Annotated in this window: 19 protein-coding genes; 11 read left to right on the plus strand and 8 right to left on the minus strand. The window is 73.7% G+C overall.

The window, feature by feature from the left end; genetic code table 11:
* The first annotated feature begins 118 nt into the window (after positions 1-118).
* The 7 genes from IC607_RS10300 to IC607_RS10330 all read left to right on the plus strand — a co-directional run bounded on the left by IC607_RS10300 (position 119) and on the right by IC607_RS10330 (position 6,422).
* The gene (locus IC607_RS10300) at positions 119-529 is read left to right on the plus strand and encodes an ATP-binding protein (RefSeq protein WP_370526130.1); all 411 of its coding nucleotides are present in this window, start codon (positions 119-121) and stop codon (positions 527-529) included.
* Between the two features lie 140 nt (positions 530-669).
* The gene (locus IC607_RS10305) at positions 670-2,052 is read left to right on the plus strand and encodes a MinD/ParA family protein (protein ID WP_370526131.1); all 1,383 of its coding nucleotides are present in this window, start codon (positions 670-672) and stop codon (positions 2,050-2,052) included.
* Positions 2,053-2,150: 98 nt separating this feature from the next.
* Positions 2,151-2,714 carry an RNA polymerase sigma factor gene (locus tag IC607_RS10310; RefSeq protein ID WP_370526132.1) on the plus strand — a complete coding sequence of 188 codons (564 nt, stop codon included), beginning with the start codon at positions 2,151-2,153 and terminating at the stop codon, positions 2,712-2,714.
* 83 nt (positions 2,715-2,797) lie between these two features.
* Complete coding sequence (locus IC607_RS10315; protein ID WP_191787297.1) at positions 2,798-4,306, plus strand: hypothetical protein; 1,509 nt, start codon at positions 2,798-2,800, stop codon at positions 4,304-4,306.
* A gap of 208 nt (positions 4,307-4,514) precedes the next feature.
* Positions 4,515-4,775 (plus strand): hypothetical protein, encoded by a 261-nt coding sequence (locus tag IC607_RS10320; protein ID WP_191787298.1) that lies wholly within the window; start codon positions 4,515-4,517, stop codon positions 4,773-4,775.
* 134 nt (positions 4,776-4,909) lie between these two features.
* Positions 4,910-5,371: a hypothetical protein gene (locus tag IC607_RS10325; RefSeq protein ID WP_191787299.1), complete on the plus strand. Its 462-nt coding sequence runs from the start codon at positions 4,910-4,912 to the stop codon at positions 5,369-5,371.
* Between the two features lie 109 nt (positions 5,372-5,480).
* Positions 5,481-6,422, plus strand: coding sequence for a 5'-3' exonuclease H3TH domain-containing protein (locus tag IC607_RS10330; RefSeq protein WP_191787300.1), 942 nt, complete (start codon positions 5,481-5,483; stop codon positions 6,420-6,422).
* 4 nt (positions 6,423-6,426) lie between these two features.
* Here the strand turns inward: IC607_RS10330 and IC607_RS10335 are convergent, their stop codons facing one another.
* From IC607_RS10335 to IC607_RS10365, 7 genes are all read right to left on the minus strand, one after another.
* Complete coding sequence (locus IC607_RS10335; protein WP_191787301.1) at positions 6,427-6,975, minus strand: hypothetical protein; 549 nt, start codon at positions 6,973-6,975, stop codon at positions 6,427-6,429.
* A 76-nt stretch (positions 6,976-7,051) separates the two neighbouring features.
* Positions 7,052-7,393, minus strand: coding sequence for a hypothetical protein (locus IC607_RS10340; protein WP_191787302.1), 342 nt, complete (start codon positions 7,391-7,393; stop codon positions 7,052-7,054).
* Positions 7,394-7,438: 45 nt separating this feature from the next.
* The gene (locus tag IC607_RS10345; protein WP_191787303.1) at positions 7,439-8,248 is read right to left on the minus strand and encodes an IclR family transcriptional regulator C-terminal domain-containing protein; all 810 of its coding nucleotides are present in this window, start codon (positions 8,246-8,248) and stop codon (positions 7,439-7,441) included.
* Positions 8,249-8,319: 71 nt separating this feature from the next.
* On the minus strand, positions 8,320-8,787 hold the full coding sequence (locus IC607_RS10350) for a DUF3806 domain-containing protein (protein ID WP_191787304.1): 468 nt from the start codon (positions 8,785-8,787) through the stop codon (positions 8,320-8,322).
* A 76-nt stretch (positions 8,788-8,863) separates the two neighbouring features.
* The gene (locus tag IC607_RS10355) at positions 8,864-9,451 is read right to left on the minus strand and encodes a protein-L-isoaspartate O-methyltransferase (protein WP_370526133.1); all 588 of its coding nucleotides are present in this window, start codon (positions 9,449-9,451) and stop codon (positions 8,864-8,866) included.
* A gap of 62 nt (positions 9,452-9,513) precedes the next feature.
* Positions 9,514-9,906 (minus strand): type II toxin-antitoxin system PemK/MazF family toxin, encoded by a 393-nt coding sequence (locus IC607_RS10360; RefSeq protein ID WP_191787305.1) that lies wholly within the window; start codon positions 9,904-9,906, stop codon positions 9,514-9,516.
* Between the two features lie 203 nt (positions 9,907-10,109).
* A complete protein-coding gene (locus tag IC607_RS10365) occupies positions 10,110-10,406 on the minus strand; it encodes a hypothetical protein (protein WP_191787306.1) in 297 nt (98 codons plus the stop codon).
* A 133-nt stretch (positions 10,407-10,539) separates the two neighbouring features.
* On the opposite strand from IC607_RS10365, the gene IC607_RS10370 reads away from it, so the two are divergent.
* The 3 genes from IC607_RS10370 (at position 10,540) to IC607_RS10380 (ending at position 12,894) form a co-directional block, all read left to right on the plus strand.
* The gene (locus tag IC607_RS10370) at positions 10,540-11,970 is read left to right on the plus strand and encodes a D-alanyl-D-alanine carboxypeptidase family protein (protein WP_191787307.1); all 1,431 of its coding nucleotides are present in this window, start codon (positions 10,540-10,542) and stop codon (positions 11,968-11,970) included.
* 79 nt (positions 11,971-12,049) lie between these two features.
* Complete coding sequence (locus tag IC607_RS10375) at positions 12,050-12,481, plus strand: OsmC family peroxiredoxin (RefSeq protein ID WP_191787308.1); 432 nt, start codon at positions 12,050-12,052, stop codon at positions 12,479-12,481.
* Positions 12,478-12,894: a VOC family protein gene (locus IC607_RS10380; protein ID WP_191787309.1), complete on the plus strand. Its 417-nt coding sequence runs from the start codon at positions 12,478-12,480 to the stop codon at positions 12,892-12,894. Before IC607_RS10375 ends, IC607_RS10380 begins: the two co-directional genes overlap by 4 nt.
* Before the next feature lie 90 nt (positions 12,895-12,984).
* Here IC607_RS10380 and IC607_RS10385 read toward each other — a convergent pair whose 3' ends face one another.
* Positions 12,985-13,611, minus strand: a complete 627-nt coding sequence (locus IC607_RS10385) for a lipocalin family protein (protein WP_191787310.1) — start codon at positions 13,609-13,611, stop codon at positions 12,985-12,987.
* A 155-nt stretch (positions 13,612-13,766) separates the two neighbouring features.
* On the opposite strand from IC607_RS10385, the gene IC607_RS10390 reads away from it, so the two are divergent.
* Positions 13,767-16,661 carry an FAD-linked oxidase C-terminal domain-containing protein gene (locus IC607_RS10390; protein ID WP_370526204.1) on the plus strand — a complete coding sequence of 965 codons (2,895 nt, stop codon included), beginning with the start codon at positions 13,767-13,769 and terminating at the stop codon, positions 16,659-16,661.
* Position 16,662 lies beyond the last annotated feature (1 nt).

Here is a 16,662-nt window from a genome sequence, read left to right on the forward strand (position 1 = left end):
GCGGGTCGCCCTGAGGTACCTCAGACGTGCGTGTCGTGGACTCCACCCGGCGGAACGGCCCGACGTCGGGCACCCTGGACGGGTGGGAGAGGTCAGACATCTACGGAGCGCACCGAGCGTGCGACGTGCCGAGCAGGCCGCCGCGGTGTTCGACGACGAGATGGTGGTGCAGGCCGAGCCACGTGCGCCGCGCGCCGTGCGGCACTGGGTGATGCGGACGGTCGCGGGCCTCGGTGTGACCGGTGCGGGCAACCAGGTGGTCGAGCTGCTGACGGCGGAGATCGTGTCGAACGCCGTCGTGCACGGCCCTTCGGAAGGCGAGATCCGCGTGCGGTTGCGCGTCGCGGGTCCCTGCGTGCGCGTCGAGGTCACGGACACCGGGCACGGGTCGCCCACGGTGCGCCACCCGGAGCCGACCGCCCCCAACGGGCGCGGCCTGCTGCTGGTCGAGGCGCTCGCGACGTCCTGGGGGACGCGGCCCGACGAGGCCGGGACGACCGTCTGGTTCGAGGTCGACACCGATGCGTGAGGGGTGAGTCCTCCCTCTCCCGCACGCTCTGGCCTGGACAATCGCCCGGTTTCGCGTAGTTTCGGCTCCAGGTGGGTGCGGATCTAGTGGGGTGGTTCTCGATGGCTGGCGACGACAACAGCGTGGCGACGGTGACACGCGTGCCTCAGATCACGGCCGAGGTGCGCCTGGACGGCACCGGTGAGATCTCGGTGGACGGGCGGATCGAGCGGGTGCGTCGGGACACCCTCCAGGAGGCCGGTGCGGCCATCACGACACGGATCGCGGAGCTCGCCGACGAGGCAGGGCAGCCCCTGCCCGTGCAGGTCCGCGACCCCGAGGGCGTGTGGTCGTTGCTGATCCACCCGGACGGGACGGTCGACGAGGCGCCCGACGAGTCCGCGGCGGACGGTGCCGCGACGGACGCGGGTGCGCCCGTCGGCCCGCCCGAGGGCACCCCTGCAGCGGAGCCCGCGGCGGCCGACGCGGGTCCGACGTCCGGCTCGTCGGCCCTCGCACCGTCTGCGGAGTCGTCGGACGCCCTGCCCGACGAGCCGCCCGCCGGGCTCATCCCGCCCTCGCCGCCGGGCCGCGACCGCTCGTCGGCCACGCTGCCCACGCTCGACGACCTGCTGGCCGCCCGACACCCCGTCTCGCCCGGCCCCGCGGAGCACGGCTTCCGGGGCGGCGTGCGCCGCGTGACGTTCGGCGCGATCAAGCCGGGCCCGGGCCGCGCCGAGCAGCGTCGTCGCGTGCAGCAGGCCGCGGTGCGGCGCGGCTTCGACGGCCCCAAGACGATCGTCGTCATCAACCCCAAGGGCGGGGCGCACAAGACGACCGCGACCATGATGCTCGCCGCGACGTTCGGCCTCGAGCGTGGCGGCTACGTGCTGGCGTGGGACAACAACGAGACGCGCGGGACGCTGGGCTGGCGCTCGGCGCACACGGACCACTCGCGCACGGCCGTCGACCTGCTGCACGCTCTGCCCACGCTCGGCGACCAGGGCACCGTGCGTGTGGGGGATCTCGACTCGTTCGTCCGCACGCAGGCCGCCCAGCAGTTCGACGTCCTGGCGTCCGACGAGGACTCCGCCTCCGCCGCCTCCGTCGACGCGTCCGCCTTCACGTCCCTGCACGACGTGCTCTCGCGCTTCTACCGCGTGCTCATCGTCGACACCGGCAACAACATGCGCGCCTCCAACTGGCAGGCGGCCGTCGCCGCGGCGGACCAGATCGTCGTGGTCTCGACCATTCGCGAGGACACCGCCCAGTCGGCCGCGTGGGCGCTCGACGCGCTGCGCTCGTCGGGCCACGAGGACGCCGTCCGCCGCGCCGTGACCATCCTGTCCGAGCCCGACCGCAAGGTGGACAAGGACCTGCGTCGCCGGCTGCGCACCCACTTCGGCGCCCTGACCCGCGCGATCGTCGAGGTGCCGCACGACAACGCGCTCGTCGCCGGCGGCCCCATCGACTACGACTCGCTCGACGCCGGCACGCGCGACGCCTGGCTGCGCGCGTCCGCCGTCGTCGCCGACGGGCTGTAGGAGACCGCCTTCCTGTCGGTGTCGTCGTGCAAGATCTCCTCACCCTGCGACACAAGCAGGTGGGGTGACGACCGTCGTCGCCGGTGCGAGGGGGCGACGTGAGGACGGGTGCAGTGACCGACGGACGGCCCGACGAGCGCGTCGACGATGCGCCCGACGACGCGTCGACCGGCGCGCCCGTGGGTCCGCGCGACGCTGCATGGTTCGAGCGCCTCGTCGCCGACCACGCGACCGCCGTGCACCGGTACCTGGTGCGCCGCGTCGCCCCGAGCGACGTCGAGGACCTCACCGCCGACGTCCTGACGGTCGCGTGGCGGCGGCGCGACGAGGTGCCGAACGCGGCGGAGCTGCCGTGGCTCTACCGGACGGCCGGGTTCGTCGTCGCCAACCACCGCCGTAAGCACCGGCCGGTGCCCGTGGGGGACGTCCCCGAGCAGGCGTCCGACGACGACCCCGCGCTCGCCGCCGTCCGCGACGACCACGCCCGCCGTGCGCTCGCGGCCCTGAGCCCGCGCGACCGGCAGATCGTCCTGCTGCACGCCTGGGAGGGGCTGACCGGCGAGGCGCTCGCGGAGGTGCTGGGCATCGGCCGCGGCGGTGCGGACGCGGCCCTGTCGCGAGCCCGGTCGCGGCTGGCCGCCGCCTGGTCGTCGACCGACTGACGCGCGGGCTGCAAGCGGGGACGCCCTGGCGACACAGACGGGGCAGACGACCCCACGCGAACCAGCGACCCCGGAGCGAGACCATGACCAGCGAGCAGCCCGGCCCGATCGACCGACCCGACCCGATGGCTGCCGTGCGCGCCGCCGACCCGGCAGTCGGCTCGGAGCCGGATCTGGACCGGCTGCGTGCGGCACTGGCCGCCTCGACGGGCGTGCCGCTGGGCGGGACGGACGAGCTGGCCGCCCGTCGTTCCCGTCGCACGCCGCGGTGGGTGCAGGTCGCGGCGGCGGTCGCGGGCGTCGCGCTCGTCGGCACCGCCGGGTACGCGCTGGGTGCGGGGCGCGGGGCCGACGAGACGGCGGGCGGCTCGGCCGCGCCGGCGATGTCGCTCGACGGGGGTGGCAGCCGTGACTCGTCGGGGGGCGCGTCGTCGACGGGTACGGAGCTGTTCGGTGCGGCCGCGCCCGCCGACGGCCTGAAGGCGGCGTCGCTGCCCGCGTCTGCGGCGGGCTCGACGTTCCTGCCGGGCTGGTCCTCCGGGCGCACGGTCTTCACGGCGCGCGGGCTGTCCGGCGCCGACGGCGAGCACGACGCATGGGCGTACGACGCCGCGGGGACGTACTCGAAGGCGACCGCGGAGGCGGCGGCGAAGGCGCTCGGCGTGCGCGGGTCCGCGCGCGAGTCGTGGGGCTGGACCGTCGGCCCGGACGACGGCACGGGTCCGACCGTCTCGCTGGTGCCCGACGGACTCTCGTCGCTGAGCTACTACGACCCGACGGCCGAGCCGGCCAAGTGCATCGACCGCGGTACCGCGGACTCCGTCCAACCGGTGCCCGAGCAGACGGGCGGCGCAGGCGGCGGTCCCGCCGCGGACAGCGGCGCGGAGAGCGGCGCGGAGGGTGGCGCCACGCCCGACACCGGGATCGGCGCGCAGGCCGGCCCGGGCGCCGACGGGCTGTGGGACTGCGCCGACGTTGCGGACGCCCCGACGGGTGCCGCGGCCGTGAAGCGCGCGAAGGCCGCGATCGCGTCGGTCGGCGCCGACGTCGCGGACCTCGAGCTCGAGGAGCAGGGCGGCGACGGCAGCGTTGAGCAGACCACGGTGCTCGGCTACCAGGTGGTGGACGGGCAACGCACGGGCGCGGTGTGGTCCGTGCAGCTGGGCCACGACGGGCTCGTCTCGCTCAACGGTCCGCTCGCCCCGCTCGTCGCGATGGGCAGCTACGACGTGATCAGCCCCGCGGCGGCCGTCGAGCGCCTCGGCGACCCCCGCTTCGGTGCGACCGTCAGCGGAGTGACCCCGCTGGCCGCGCGCGGGATGGTGACGGCGGAAGGGTCGACGGCCGACGCCCCGACGGCGGCCGCGACGCCCGTCGCCCCGACCGTCCCGGCGACGCCCACCCCCGGTACCGCGATCCCGTGGCCGGTCGACCGGGTGACGATCACGAAGGCGCGGCTCGGCGTCGCGCAGCAGACCGCCCCCGACGGCGCGACCACCCTCCTGCCCACCTACGAGCTGAGCGGCGACGACGGCTCGACGTGGACCGTGCTCGCCGTGGCCGACGACGAGCTCGACCTCGCGTCGCGCTGACGCGCACGTCGCCGGTCGGTCGACGCGGAGGGGCGTCGACCGACCGTCGGCGGACGTGACCGTCGTCACGGTTACTCGCGGGTAACGACGCCGGCGCGGCCCCGTAGGCTCATGCCCGACGTCGGGACGCCGTGGCCCTGGGTGCGGTTCGACGCCAACCCGCCTCCCGCGTCGCCCCACGAACCCGAGCGACGAAGTTGGATCGAGCGTGAGCGAGCAGTTCAAGAAGTCCCTGCGAGGCGAGCTGACCTCGTCCGAGGGGTACCAGATCAAGCTGCAGGGCAAGACGACGCTGCGGTACTTCGACCAGTACGGCGAGCTGCTCGTCGACGCGCAGCAGGGCAAGGGCTCGGCCGTCGAGGTCCGCCGCGAGAGCATCCCGGACACGCCGTGGCTGTCCCGCACGCTCGTCATCGAGCGCATCGAGCGCACCGCGAAGTTCGCCGGCTGGGACCTGACCCTCTCCTGACCCGACTTTGCGGCACGGCGCGTCGCTGAGCGGGCGGCGCCACCAGAATCGCAAGCCCGGTCGACCGCCAGGCGCTAGGTTTCTTGGAGCGCGTGCGACCAATCGCGCCGGGACCAGTCGACAGGGGCGGCGCGTTGATCACAGACATGCGGCCGGGTGCAGTCGCAACCGTGCTGGTCGCACTGTCGACAGCGCTGCTCGTCGGCGGCTGCAGCGAGCAGCCGGCGCTTCCTGTTCCAGCCAAGTGGGAGGCGTTCAACGTCGACGGGGCGTCGTTGGTCCTTCAGGAGGACGGCGTCGGAATGGCCGAGCAACTACCGCTGTGGAATGGCACGGACCCGTGCTCCCTGGCGAACACCGTGCCCTTCGACGGGATCATCCAGTGGTCGCGCAACAAGGATGGCGCAATCGTCATCGGTGCACCCGCCGGCGACATCTGGATCTGGCCCGATGGTCAGTTCTTCAGTTCGACGTGGGACAAGTTCGTGCTCGGCCCTTGTGGGAAAGACACGCGCGGGACGGAGCTGATCGCCTACCAGAGGGATCTCGGTCTCGGTGCCTCGACACCTTCGGCCGGTCCCGATGTGGATCGTTGACGACGGCCCCTGGTTACCTTCTCGCGATGGCGCGCTCTCGTGCCGGAATGAATTGCGGGGCACAGCGGTGGGTCACGCGGTGTGATCTCTGGGTCCGTATGCTCGGCGCATGAGCAACCCGTCCGGCAAGCTGCTCCTGCTCGACACCGCGTCGCTGTACTTCCGCGCGTACTTCGGTGTCCCGGACTCGGTGAAGGCGCCGGACGGCACACCGGTCAACGCGGTCCGCGGGCTGGTCGACATGATCGCCCGCCTGGTCACCGACCACCGGCCCACGCGTCTGGTCGCGTGCTGGGACGACGACTGGCGCCCGGCGTTCCGGGTCGAGGCCATCCCGTCGTACAAGGCGCACCGGGTGGCGCAGGAGCGCGCTGACGGTGACGTCGAGGAGATCCCCGACACGCTCGCTCCGCAGGTCCCCATCATCGTCGACGTGCTGGCGGCGTTCGGCATCGCGCGCCTGGGTGCGCCGGGGTTCGAGGCCGACGACGTCATCGGCACGCTCGTCGCACGCGAGCGCGCGGGCGCGGGCGACGCGGTCGACGTCATCACGGGGGACCGGGACCTCTTCCAGCTCGTCGACGACGAGCACCACGTGCGCGTCCTCTACACGGTGCGCGGCATCAAGGACCTCGAGGTCGTCGACCAGGCTCGCCTCGCCGAGCGCTACGCCGTCGCGACCGGGCAGGGGTACGCGGACATGGCCGTCCTGCGCGGCGACCCGTCCGACGGGCTGCCCGGGGTGCCCGGCATCGGCGAGAAGACCGCCGCCGCGCTCGTGCACCGGTACGGCTCGCTCGACGGGATCCTCGCGGCGCGCGACGCCCACGACAAGGGCCTGACCGCGACGCAGCTCAAGCGGCTGACCGAGTCCGCCGACTACCTGCGGGTCGCACCCGCGGTCGTCCGCGTGGCGCCGGACGCACCCGTCGCGGACGCCGACGACCGCCTGCCCGCGACCCCCGCGGACCCGCAGGCGCTGGTCGCGCTCGCGGAGCGGTGGGGGTTGTCGTCGAGCGTGAAGCGTCTGGTCGACGCGCTGGCCGGCTGACCGGTCAGGAGCCGGCGACGACCCACAGGCCGGGCTGGGTCTGGTGCCAGCCGTCGGCCTTGGCCGGGGCCTCGCCGTCGCCCGTCACGTAGGCGACGCCCGGGCCGTCGTCGTCGGGACGCAGCACGAGCACGGTGTCGGTGCGTGGCTTCGCGCACTCGGTGGTGGGCAGGTCGCCGGTCGGCACGGCCAGCAGGCAGACCTTCCCGTTCGTCGAGGTGCCCAGGTAGACGCGCCCGAGGTCGGTGTCCGCCAGGTACCGCGTGCTCGCCGACGTGATGCCCGTGCCGTCCAGTCCCACCTGGCTGACCAGGTCGACGGCGCCCTGCGGGGAGTCGAGCGCGGGGGCCGCCTCACCTGCGGCGATGTCGGCCACGGTCGACGACGACGTGCTGGCGGTCGCGAGGTAGACGAGGCCGCCGCCGAGCAGGAGGACGGCGACGACGAGCACGATCGCGCTGATCAGGCCGCGACGTCGTCGGACGGGCTGCTCCTGCGACGAGAAGTCGTCACCGAACGCATCCGCCAGGTCGAGGTCCTCGAACGTCGTCATACAGTGAAGTATCGGACGTCAACCTGTGTCACCTTGAGCCCATCGGCCCCGCGTGTCCGACCCGGTCGTCCACAGGTCACGGTGACCCCATGCGCTGCGGTCCAAGCCGCGCTACCTGGAACGTCTGGGCGTCGTAGCGGGGCCCGACGACCGTGCAGGGGCAGACGGTCGTGGCGGGCTCCACGGCGGGCGGTGTGAGGCGAGGAGGCGGTGCCGGTGCCGGTGCCGGTGCGAAGGTCGCGACGACGGTGAGTGCCACGACGCCGAGCGCCGCGCGGATCCGGCGCACGGACCGCGGACGAACGGCTCGGGGCCTGGCGCGGTCGTCGTCGAGCTCGTACGGGAACTCGACGACCGTCGTCATGTCCACGGCGCCCGGCGTCACACCCTGGCGGAGCCGCGATCGGCCACCACGCATGCTCCGAGCGTGGCCCTGTGCGGCCGACGCGTCGTCGGTGGTGGGTCACTGGGTGGCCCTGTGGTGCGCGAGCACGCGACGGGCCTCGGGCCCTGCGAGCGGGACCGCCGCCCGCAGGGCGGTCGCGACCTCGACGAGCGGGCGCCGGAAACGGTCGGGCTCCCAGGCGCCCTGCCCGGTCACGCCGACGACGCCGACCACGCGGCCCTCGCCGTCGCGGATCCCCGCCGCGACGCACGACCACCCGAGTGTGTGCTCCTGCCGCTCGACCGCGCACCCGTCGTGCTGCGATTCCTGGATCGCAGCCAGGAGCGCCCGGCGGGTCGGTGCCGAGTACCGGGTCGGTCGGCGCACCCCCGCGGCCAGGAGCGCGTCGACCCGGTCGGGATGGTCGGCATAGACGACGCGGCCGGCGGCCTTGAAGAGAAGCGCGGGCTCCGCATGCTCGACGCCCGGCCACCGGGCGAGCGTCTCCGTCCCGGACGCCGCCCGCTCGTGCCCGAAGGCGAGGTGGAGGGTGATCATCGCCAGGTCGGGCTCGACGACCATCGCGAACGTCACCTGCCTCGTGCGCTCCAGCAGGTCCTGCAGGTGGGGCGTCGACACGGAGCGCAACGGGTGGTGGGCCAGGGCGGTGGCACCGAGGCTGGCCAGGCGCGGACCGAGCTCGTAGCCGTCCAGGCACCGGGTCAGCAGCCCGCGGCGCGTGAGGTCCCCGGCGATGCGGCGCACCGTGGCCTTGGGCAGCAGGGAGCGGCGGGCCAGGTCGGCCTGGGTGATGCACCCGGCTGACTCCACCAGCTCGAGGACGAGCGTCGCGCGCCCGAGGACCGTGCCGTCGTCGACGGACGTCATGCAGGCCAGCATCCTCCCGCGCGGGTCGCCTCGGCATGGGTGAGAGCACCCGTGTCAGGCGTGCCTGCAGGCTAGGACTGAGCCGACGTGACGTTCAGCTGCCGCACGGTCTGGTCCACCACCTGGTGCACGTGGCCGGTGAACCAGCCCGCGCCGACCTCGCCCCAGTGCTCGTCGACCGACGACAGCGGGAAGACGACCAGGGGGTGGTCGTCCGAGGCGAGAGCCAGCTCCGTGTCGTCGTCGTCCCGGTAGGACACCCAGGCCAGCGCGGGGACCTCACGGACGACGAGATCGCCGAGCGCGAGCCCGAACGCCTGCACGAGGGGGCGCGGGTCGGGCCGCTCGTCGGACGCCAGCCACGTCCCGTGCACGCGGTCGAACAGCTCTCCGACCGTCCAGGCGTCGACGTCGCCGTCGCACAGCTCGGCGACGAGGCCGCGGTGCTGGGCGGCCCACACCCGCTCCGCGTCGTTGAGCGGTGCGGTGGTGCCTGCTCGCTGCTCGTCGCCCGGGGCGTGCGGCGAGGGGATGTCCATGGCGATGCATCGGCCCGTCGTGACCGCCGCTTGACCTGCGTGTGCCGGATCCCCCGTTCGGCAGACGCGCGCGAGGTCAGCCTCGTCGACCGGCGCGCAGCGGTACGAACGTGTACGCGCCGTGCGCGCTGGTGCCGATCCGGCCGGCGGTGCTGACCACCAGCGTCATCGTCGTCCGGACCGGGATGACCATCCGTGCGTCCGGTGCGAGCTGACGCACGAGCGCTCGCGGCAGCCGACGGGGCGACGCGGACACCAGGATCCGGTCCCAGCCACCGGGGCGCTCGCGGCCCAGGTGCCGCGGGTCCGCGGCCTCGATCCGCGCCCACGGCACGTCGTGGCGCGCGACGTTCGCCGCGCCCCATGCCGCGAGCTCGGCGTCGAGCTCCAGTCCCAGCACCTCGCCCGACGAGCCGACGAGATGGGCCAGCAACGCCGTCGTCCAGCCCGACCCGGCGCCGACGTCGAGCACGTGCGCTCCCGGTGGGACGGCCAGGAGCCGCAGCATCGCGGCGACCGTGCTGGGCTGCGACCCGGTCTGGCCGTGCCAGAGCGGCAGCGCCCGGTCACGGTCGGCGAACTGCCGCTGCTCGGCGGTGAGGAAGTCGACGCGCGGCACCGCACGCATCACGCGCGCGACATCGTCGTCCAGGTCCCCTGCCACGTACCCGACGCTAGCCCCGCTCTCGATCACCGCGCGGCGGACCCGGTCGCCACCGATGGCCGTCAGCCCCGACGGTGCTGCGCGTACCAGGTGACCAGGCCAGGGCCTGCGTCGCCGGCGCACCGGCGCAGGGACCGGACCGGGAGGGTGGTGGGGGTGGGCTTCACCCAGCTCGCGCGGTCGAGGCCGGGGACGCCGTGCGGCACACGGACGGCGTGGTGCCGCTCGGCCGACGACTGCGACGTGAAGGCGGCTGCCGTGCAGGACCGTCCGTGCACCTCGAGGATCAGCACAGGCCGGTCCTTGCTGCCCGACCCGTCGTCGAACGGCACCTGCGCGAACCAGACCTGGCCCGGTCGTGGCCGGGCACGGCCGGTGCGGAGGGCGGCGAGGATCGCGCAGAGCGCCGCGAGCGCGGCGACGAGCACCCACGGGTGGTCGGTGACGAACGGCATGTCGAGACGATCGGTCGCCGCGCTTGCCGGGTTGAGGCGGTGCCGCCCGTCGGTCGCCGTACGGGCTGCTGGTCAACTCGCGAATTGCTCGTCGGGTCGCGGGTTGCAACCCGCGACCCGACGAGGAACCCGCGACCCGAGCCCCGGCGTCCGTGGGCCGACCGCGGAGGGCGGCGCGGATTCCGGAGTCTGGCGCGTGCGGGTCAGCGGGCGGTGGGCATCGGGGCGTCGAGGTGTGCGTACTTCTGTGCCGCGGGCTTGGGGCCCGGGCGGCCCTTGACGCGGCGCTGCTCGATGCCCTCGAGCGTCGTGGCCCGCCAGACGGCGCCGCCGTTGAGCCGTCCGTCGGGCCGGGGGAGCCAGGACACCTTGCGGGAGAGCCACACGCGGACCGTCGCCGTCTCGACGCCGAGCCGCCGGGCGAGGCGGCCGATGTCGTAGAGGTCGTCGAGCCCGCCCGAGTTGTCGGGGTTCTCGGCGTTGTCGAGGCTGTCGTGCACGGTGAGAAGCGTAGCGGCGCCGAACATTCACAAATGCGTTACGCGAACGTGACGGCGATCACGTCCGTTTGGCCTCCTGATCAGGCACTTTGTCCGATTCGGACACATGTACAAGTCACGTACGGTGTCACGCATGAGCAACGGAACCCGCGCTGCCCACCGTGCTGCCCACCGCGCCGCGCCGCGGTCGGCGACCCGCCTGACCAAGGGCGCGCTCGTCGCCGTCCTCGCAGGATCGCTGACCGTCACGGCTGCCGCCGCCCGCGACAACGGCCCTCTGCACCAGCTGGTGGCCTCGGCCGACGAGGACGCCACCGCGGGAACCAGCGCGGCCGACCGCGCGGCCGCCACCCAGTCCAGCCGGGCGCAGCGCGCGCGCGCTGCGATGGTCGACGTCGCCGCCGACGCGATCGTCGTCGCCGACACGGTGGGTACCGAGGGCAAGTCCACCAAGGTCGACAGCGCGAGCCTCAAGAAGCTCGACAAGGCCGCCGCCAAGCTCAAGACGCTCATGTCGAAGGTCGGTGCGGCCGCACCGGCGACGACCGCCGGGGGCGACAGCGACGACGTCTCGTCGACCGCCACGAAGGAGGGGGCCGCAGCCTCCACCGGCGCCACGCCGTCGTCGTCAGCCACCGCCGGCGCGAACGGCACGACGTCCGACGACGCCGCGAAGACCGACACCGCGAAGTCCGACACCGCGAAGTCGGGCGTGGCGACGTCGGAGACGACGACGTCGGACGCCACAGACGCCACCTCGTCCGACGCGGCCTCCGACGACGCGACCGCGTCAGCCGACGAAGCCGGAACCGGAACGTCCGACGCGTCCACCGGCTCCCAGGACGTCGCCGCCGACGGTCCGCTGACGTCACTGGCGGAGTCCCCCGACATGCCCGCGCCGGCGACGAGCGACACCGCGAGCTCCGACGACACCGCGCCGACGGCCGACGACGGCGCCGCGTCGGCCGACGACCTCGTCGTCCCCGCCATCACCGGCGCGGAGGACTCGCAGACCCTCGCGCTGCGCACGGCGCTGCAGCAGGTCGTCGACCTCTCGTCGGACGTCGAGGCGGACGCCGCGAAGAAGAAGGAGGCCGCTGAGAAAAAGGCGGCCGCGAAGAAGGCCGCGGACGAGAAGGCCGCGCAGATGGCGGCCTGGAAGAAGTCCCTGCTCGGCTACCCCAACGGCCAGATCCCCGCGAGCGCGCTGTGCGCGCTGTCGTTCGACTCCAGCGCGCGGCTGCGCTGCGACGCCGCCCAGGACCTCGAGAAGCTGAACACGGCGTACCGCAAGGCGTTCGGCCGCGACCTGACCATCACCGACTCGTACCGCTCGCTCGCAGGGCAGATCTCCTGCCGGGCCACCAAGGGCTCGCTGTGCGCGACGCCCGGCACGTCCAACCACGGCACCGGCATCGCGGTCGACTTCGGCGGCGGCATCCAGACGTCGGGGACGGCCGCCTACGCGTGGATGGTCGCGCACGCGGCGACCTACGACTGGCACCACCCGTCCTGGGCGACGTCCACGAAGTTCGAGCCCTGGCACTGGGAGTACACCGGCTGACGCGCGGATCCGGGCAACGCCTCCTAGCGTGGACCGGGTGGTCGACCGACCATCCCACCCCCTGCAGCCAGGAGTCGACATGCCTACGCGTTCCGCCAGCACCGCCTGGAAGGGCACCCTCGAGGAGGGCGGCGGCCACCTCGAGCTGACCAGCTCGGGTGCGTCGTCGTTCGACGTCTCGTTCCCCAAGCGTGCGGCCGACGAGGCCGGCGGTGTGACCAGCCCGGAGGAGCTGATCGCGGCCGCCCACTCGTCGTGCTACGCCATGCAGCTGTCCGCGCTCGTCGCGGAGGCGGGCGGCACACCCGTCTCTCTCGACGTCTCAGCCGACGTCACGCTTCGACCCGACCCCGCCGGCGGCTTCCGCATCTCCGGGATCGCGCTCAAGGTCAGCGGTCAGGTGGACGGGCTCGACGACGACGGTTTCCGCGCCGCCGCACAGAAGGCCAAGGAGACGTGCCCCGTCAGCAAGGCGCTGACCGGGACGGACATCACGCTCGAGGTGTCGTGATGACCACGCTCAACCCCTACCTGGGGTTTCGCGACAACGCCCGCGAGGCGCTCGAGTTCTACCAGGGCGTGTTCGGCGGCGAGCTCACCACCAGCACGTTCGGTGAGTTCCACGCCAGCGAGGACCCGGCCGAGGCGGACAAGATCATGCACGGGCAGCTCTCGACACCGGGCGGTCTGGTGCTGATGGCGGCGGACACGCCCAACTCGATGGACTACGCGCCCGGCAGTGCGATCTCGGTGTCGCTGAGCGGTCCGGCCGACGACTCCGACGAGCTGACGGGCTACTGGGAGAAGCTGTCCGACGGCGCGCAGATCACGATGCCGCTGGGTCAGGCGCCGTGGGGCGACTCGTTCGGCATGCTCGTCGACCGGTTCGGCGTGAGCTGGTTGGTCAACATCGCCGGCTCCTGAGCGGCCCCGACGCGTCGAGATCGACCTCCGCCGCGGACTCGTCCCGCGAGCCGGGGCGGAAGTCGATCTCGAGCGTTCGTCGGCGTGCGGTCAGCAGAGCGCGGCGCGGCTCGAGCTCCCGCCGTCCTGCTTGGTCAGCTTCAGGTCGCACGCGTCGTAGCCGTTGGCGGCCAGCGTGGCGCGGACGTCGGCCAGCTGAGCGGCCGTCAGCGCAGGCGTGCGGCTCAGCACGAACCCGCTGACGCGGCTCGGGTCGCCGACGACGGCCCAGTCGTACGACGTCCCCAGCCCCAGCACCTGGTAGTTGGGCCCGCCGAAGTAGAGCCAGCTCCCGCCGAGCTTGACGAACGACACGGTGAGCGAGCTGTTCGCCGGTGCGTTCCCCACGCGTGCGTTGCCCTTGACGGTGCTGGTGCCGCCGAACCACGTCGCGCACCGGTTCGTCACCGCGACCGTGCCGTCCGGGTTGGCCGCGTACGTGGCCGTCACGTTCTTGGCGCACTGGACCTCGTAGATCGCGGGCACGGCCGCTACCTGGTACCAGCTCCCGACGTACCGGCTGAGGTCCACCGACGCGACGGGCTGCGGCGCGGCGGCGGGTGCCGCTGCGGGCGATGCCGTCGGCGCGGCGGCCTGGGCAGGGCCGGCCAGGGCGACGGCCAGCGTCGCGGCGGCGGTGACGGCAAGGGCTCGGGCGAGCAGGCGACTGCGGATCACGGTTGACCTCCATCGGTCGGCGCGGACCCCGGACGGGCGCGCGTCCGGATGTCTTCCGCCCGGGCGCCCCGCGCGGATGCACCCACCGACAGTCACCTCGCGGACGGCGCGCAAGCACCCCGGGCGGGCGGTGCGAAGATGCACCCGTGGCTGCCGTGACCGAGGACCTGCGAACTCACACCGACGTCGTGGCCGCGCTGCGCTCGTCCGTGCGCGGTGCGGTCGACGACTCCACGCGCCGACGTGCCGAGTACTCCACCGATGCGTCCAACTACCGCGTGGTCCCGCAGGTCGTCGTGTTCCCGCAGGACACCGACGACGTGGAGGCCGCACTGACCGTGGCGCGCGACGCCGGTGCGCCGATCACGTCGCGCGGCGGCGGCACGTCCGTGGCGGGAAACGCCGTGGGACCCGGGGTCGTGCTCGACTTCTCGCGGCACGTGAACCGGATCCTCGAGATCGACCCGGAGGCGCGGACGGCCCGCATCGAGCCGGGCGTCGTGATGGCGTCGCTGCAGAAGGCGGCCGCCCCGCACGGGCTGCGCTTCGGCCCCGACCCGTCCACGCAGGCACGGGCGACGCTCGGCGGCATGATCGGCAACAACGCGTGCGGGCCGCGCGCCGTCGCCTACGGGCGCACCGCGGACAACGTGCTAGCGCTCGACCTCGTCGACGGGACGGGCCGACGGATCGCCGCCGGCGCAGGCACGCTGGACCCCGTCCTCGGTCTCGCCGACCTGGTCCGCGGCAACCTCGACATCATCCGCACCGAGCTCGGCCGGTTCGGCCGGCAGGTGTCGGGCTACTCCCTGGAGCACCTGCTGCCGGAGAAGGGGACCGATCTGGCCAAGGCGTTGGTCGGCACCGAGGGCACGGTCGGCACGCTGCTGGGTGCGACGGTTCGGCTGGTGCCGATCGCCGCCGCGCCCGTGCTCGTCGTGCTCGGCTACCCGGACATGCCCACGGCCGCCGATGCGGTGCCCGCCCTGCTCGCGCACGCACCGCTGGCCATCGAGGGCATGGACTCGCGCCTGGTCGACGTGGTCCGTCGCGTCCGCGGGGCGTCCGCCGTCCCCGACCTCCCGCCAGGCGCCGGCTGGCTCATGGTCGAGATGGGTGGCGAGACCCTCGACGCGGCGATGGACGCGGCCCGCGCGCTCGCGGCCGACGCCGGCACGACGGCCGTCGCGGTCTTCCCGCCCGGACCGGAGGCGACCGCCATGTGGCGGATCCGGGAGGACGGCGCCGGGCTGGGCGGCCGCACGCCGTCGGGCGAGCAGGCGTGGCCCGGGTTCGAGGACTCTGCCGTTCCCCCGGAGCGTCTGGGCGCGTACCTGCGCGAGCTCGAGGCGCTGATGGCGGCGCACGGCGTCGACGGGTTGGCCTACGGGCACTTCGGCGACGGCTGCGTGCACCTGCGGCTCGACATCCCGATGGAGCGTTCGGGCGACCCGCTGCGCGCGTTCATGACCGACGCCGCGCACCTGGTGGCCACGCACGGCGGATCGCTGTCCGGCGAGCACGGTGACGGCCGCGCCCGCTCCGAGCTGCTGCCCGTCATGTACTCCGAGCGCGCGATCGAGCTGTTCGGCCAGTTCAAGGGCCTGTTCGACCCGCGCGACCTGCTCAACCCAGGCGTGCTGGTGCGGCCGGCGGCGGTCGACGCCGACCTTCGTCGGCCCCACGCCCGACCCCTGCTCGCCACCACGGGCTTCTCGTTCGCGCACGACGCCGGGGACCTGACCACGGCCGTCCACCGCTGCGTGGGCGTCGGCAAGTGCCGCGCCGACAACACGGCGGCCGGGTCGTTCATGTGCCCGTCGTACCTCGCGACGAAGGACGAGAAGGACTCCACCCGTGGCCGCGCGCGCGTGCTGCAGGAGATGGCGAACGGCACGCTGGTCACGGGCGGCTGGTCGGCGCCCGAGGTCCGCGAGTCGCTCGACCTGTGCCTGTCCTGCAAGGCGTGCTCGTCGGACTGTCCCGCGGGCGTCGACATGGCGCAGTACAAGTCCGAGGTGCTGCACCAGACCTACCGGCGCCGCCTGCGTCCGATGTCGCACTACGCGCTGGGCTGGCTGCCGCGCTGGGCACGGCTCGTCACGTCGTCGAAGACGCTGGCCACGCTCGCCAACGCCGTGCTGCGCGTCCGGCCGATCGCCAAGGCCGTGCTCGCCGGCGGCGGGATGGACACGCGCCGCACGATGGTCACGTTCGCGCCGGAGCCGTTCCGAGCATGGGTGCGCGGGACCGGTGCGCAGCAGGTGACCGTCGGGGGTGGCGTGCCGTCCTCGTCGGGCGACGACCGGCGACCGCCCGTGCTGCTGTGGACGGACTCGTTCTCCGACGCGCTCTCACCGTCCGTGGCCCAGGCCGCGGTGACCGTGCTGCGCGACGCCGGCTACGAGGTGCTGGTGCCCGACCACCAGGCCTGCTGCGGACTGACCTGGATCAGCACCGGCCAGCTCGACGGTGCGAAGAAGCAGCTCACCCACCTGCTCGAGGTGCTGGGCCCGTTCGCGGTCAACGGCATCCCCATCGTCGGCCTGGAGCCGTCCTGCACGGCGGTGCTGCGCTCCGACCTGCTGGACCTGCTGCCCGACGACCCGCGCGCGGTCGCCGTCGCACGCGAGACCCGCACGCTCGCCGAGCTCCTCACGGCCCCGACCCCGATCGGCCCCGGCGATCGCTGGCAGGTCCCGGACCTGTCCGACGTCACGGCGGTCGTGCAACCGCACTGCCACCACTACTCGGTCATGACGTGGACGGCGGACCGGCGCCTGCTCACCGACGCGGGCGCGCAGTTCTCCGCGATGGCCGGCTGCTGCGGCCTGGCCGGGAACTTCGGCATGGAGAAGGGCCACTACGACGTGTCGGTCGCGGTGGCGGAGAACTCCCTGCTGCCGGCGCTGCGCGCGGCCGAGCCCGGCGACGTCTACCTCGCGGACGGGTTCTCCTGCCGCACGCAGGGCGAGCAGCTCGCGGGCGTCGCGGGCGTCCACCTGGCCGAGCTGCTGGCCGACCGCGTCGCGTCGCGCACCCGCGCCTGAC

Source organism: Cellulomonas sp. JH27-2 (assembly GCF_014837175.1).
Classification (GTDB): domain Bacteria; phylum Actinomycetota; class Actinomycetes; order Actinomycetales; family Cellulomonadaceae; genus Cellulomonas.

What these genes read in the sequence shown, in the direction of transcription:
- IC607_RS10350 (WP_191787304.1), bottom strand. Translation starts at nt 8,787, where the DNA reads ATGGACATCCCCTCGCCGCACGCCCCGGGCGACGAGCAGCGAGCAGGC.
- IC607_RS10330 (WP_191787300.1), top strand. Translation starts at nt 5,481, where the DNA reads ATGAGCAACCCGTCCGGCAAGCTGCTCCTGCTCGACACCGCGTCGCTG.
- IC607_RS10340 (WP_191787302.1), bottom strand. Translation starts at nt 7,393, where the DNA reads ATGCGTGGTGGCCGATCGCGGCTCCGCCAGGGTGTGACGCCGGGCGCC.
- IC607_RS10375 (WP_191787308.1), top strand. Translation starts at nt 12,050, where the DNA reads ATGCCTACGCGTTCCGCCAGCACCGCCTGGAAGGGCACCCTCGAGGAG.
- IC607_RS10315 (WP_191787297.1), top strand. Translation starts at nt 2,798, where the DNA reads ATGACCAGCGAGCAGCCCGGCCCGATCGACCGACCCGACCCGATGGCT.
- IC607_RS10345 (WP_191787303.1), bottom strand. Translation starts at nt 8,248, where the DNA reads ATGACGTCCGTCGACGACGGCACGGTCCTCGGGCGCGCGACGCTCGTC.
- IC607_RS10335 (WP_191787301.1), bottom strand. Translation starts at nt 6,975, where the DNA reads ATGACGACGTTCGAGGACCTCGACCTGGCGGATGCGTTCGGTGACGAC.
- IC607_RS10370 (WP_191787307.1), top strand. Translation starts at nt 10,540, where the DNA reads ATGAGCAACGGAACCCGCGCTGCCCACCGTGCTGCCCACCGCGCCGCG.
- IC607_RS10360 (WP_191787305.1), bottom strand. Translation starts at nt 9,906, where the DNA reads ATGCCGTTCGTCACCGACCACCCGTGGGTGCTCGTCGCCGCGCTCGCG.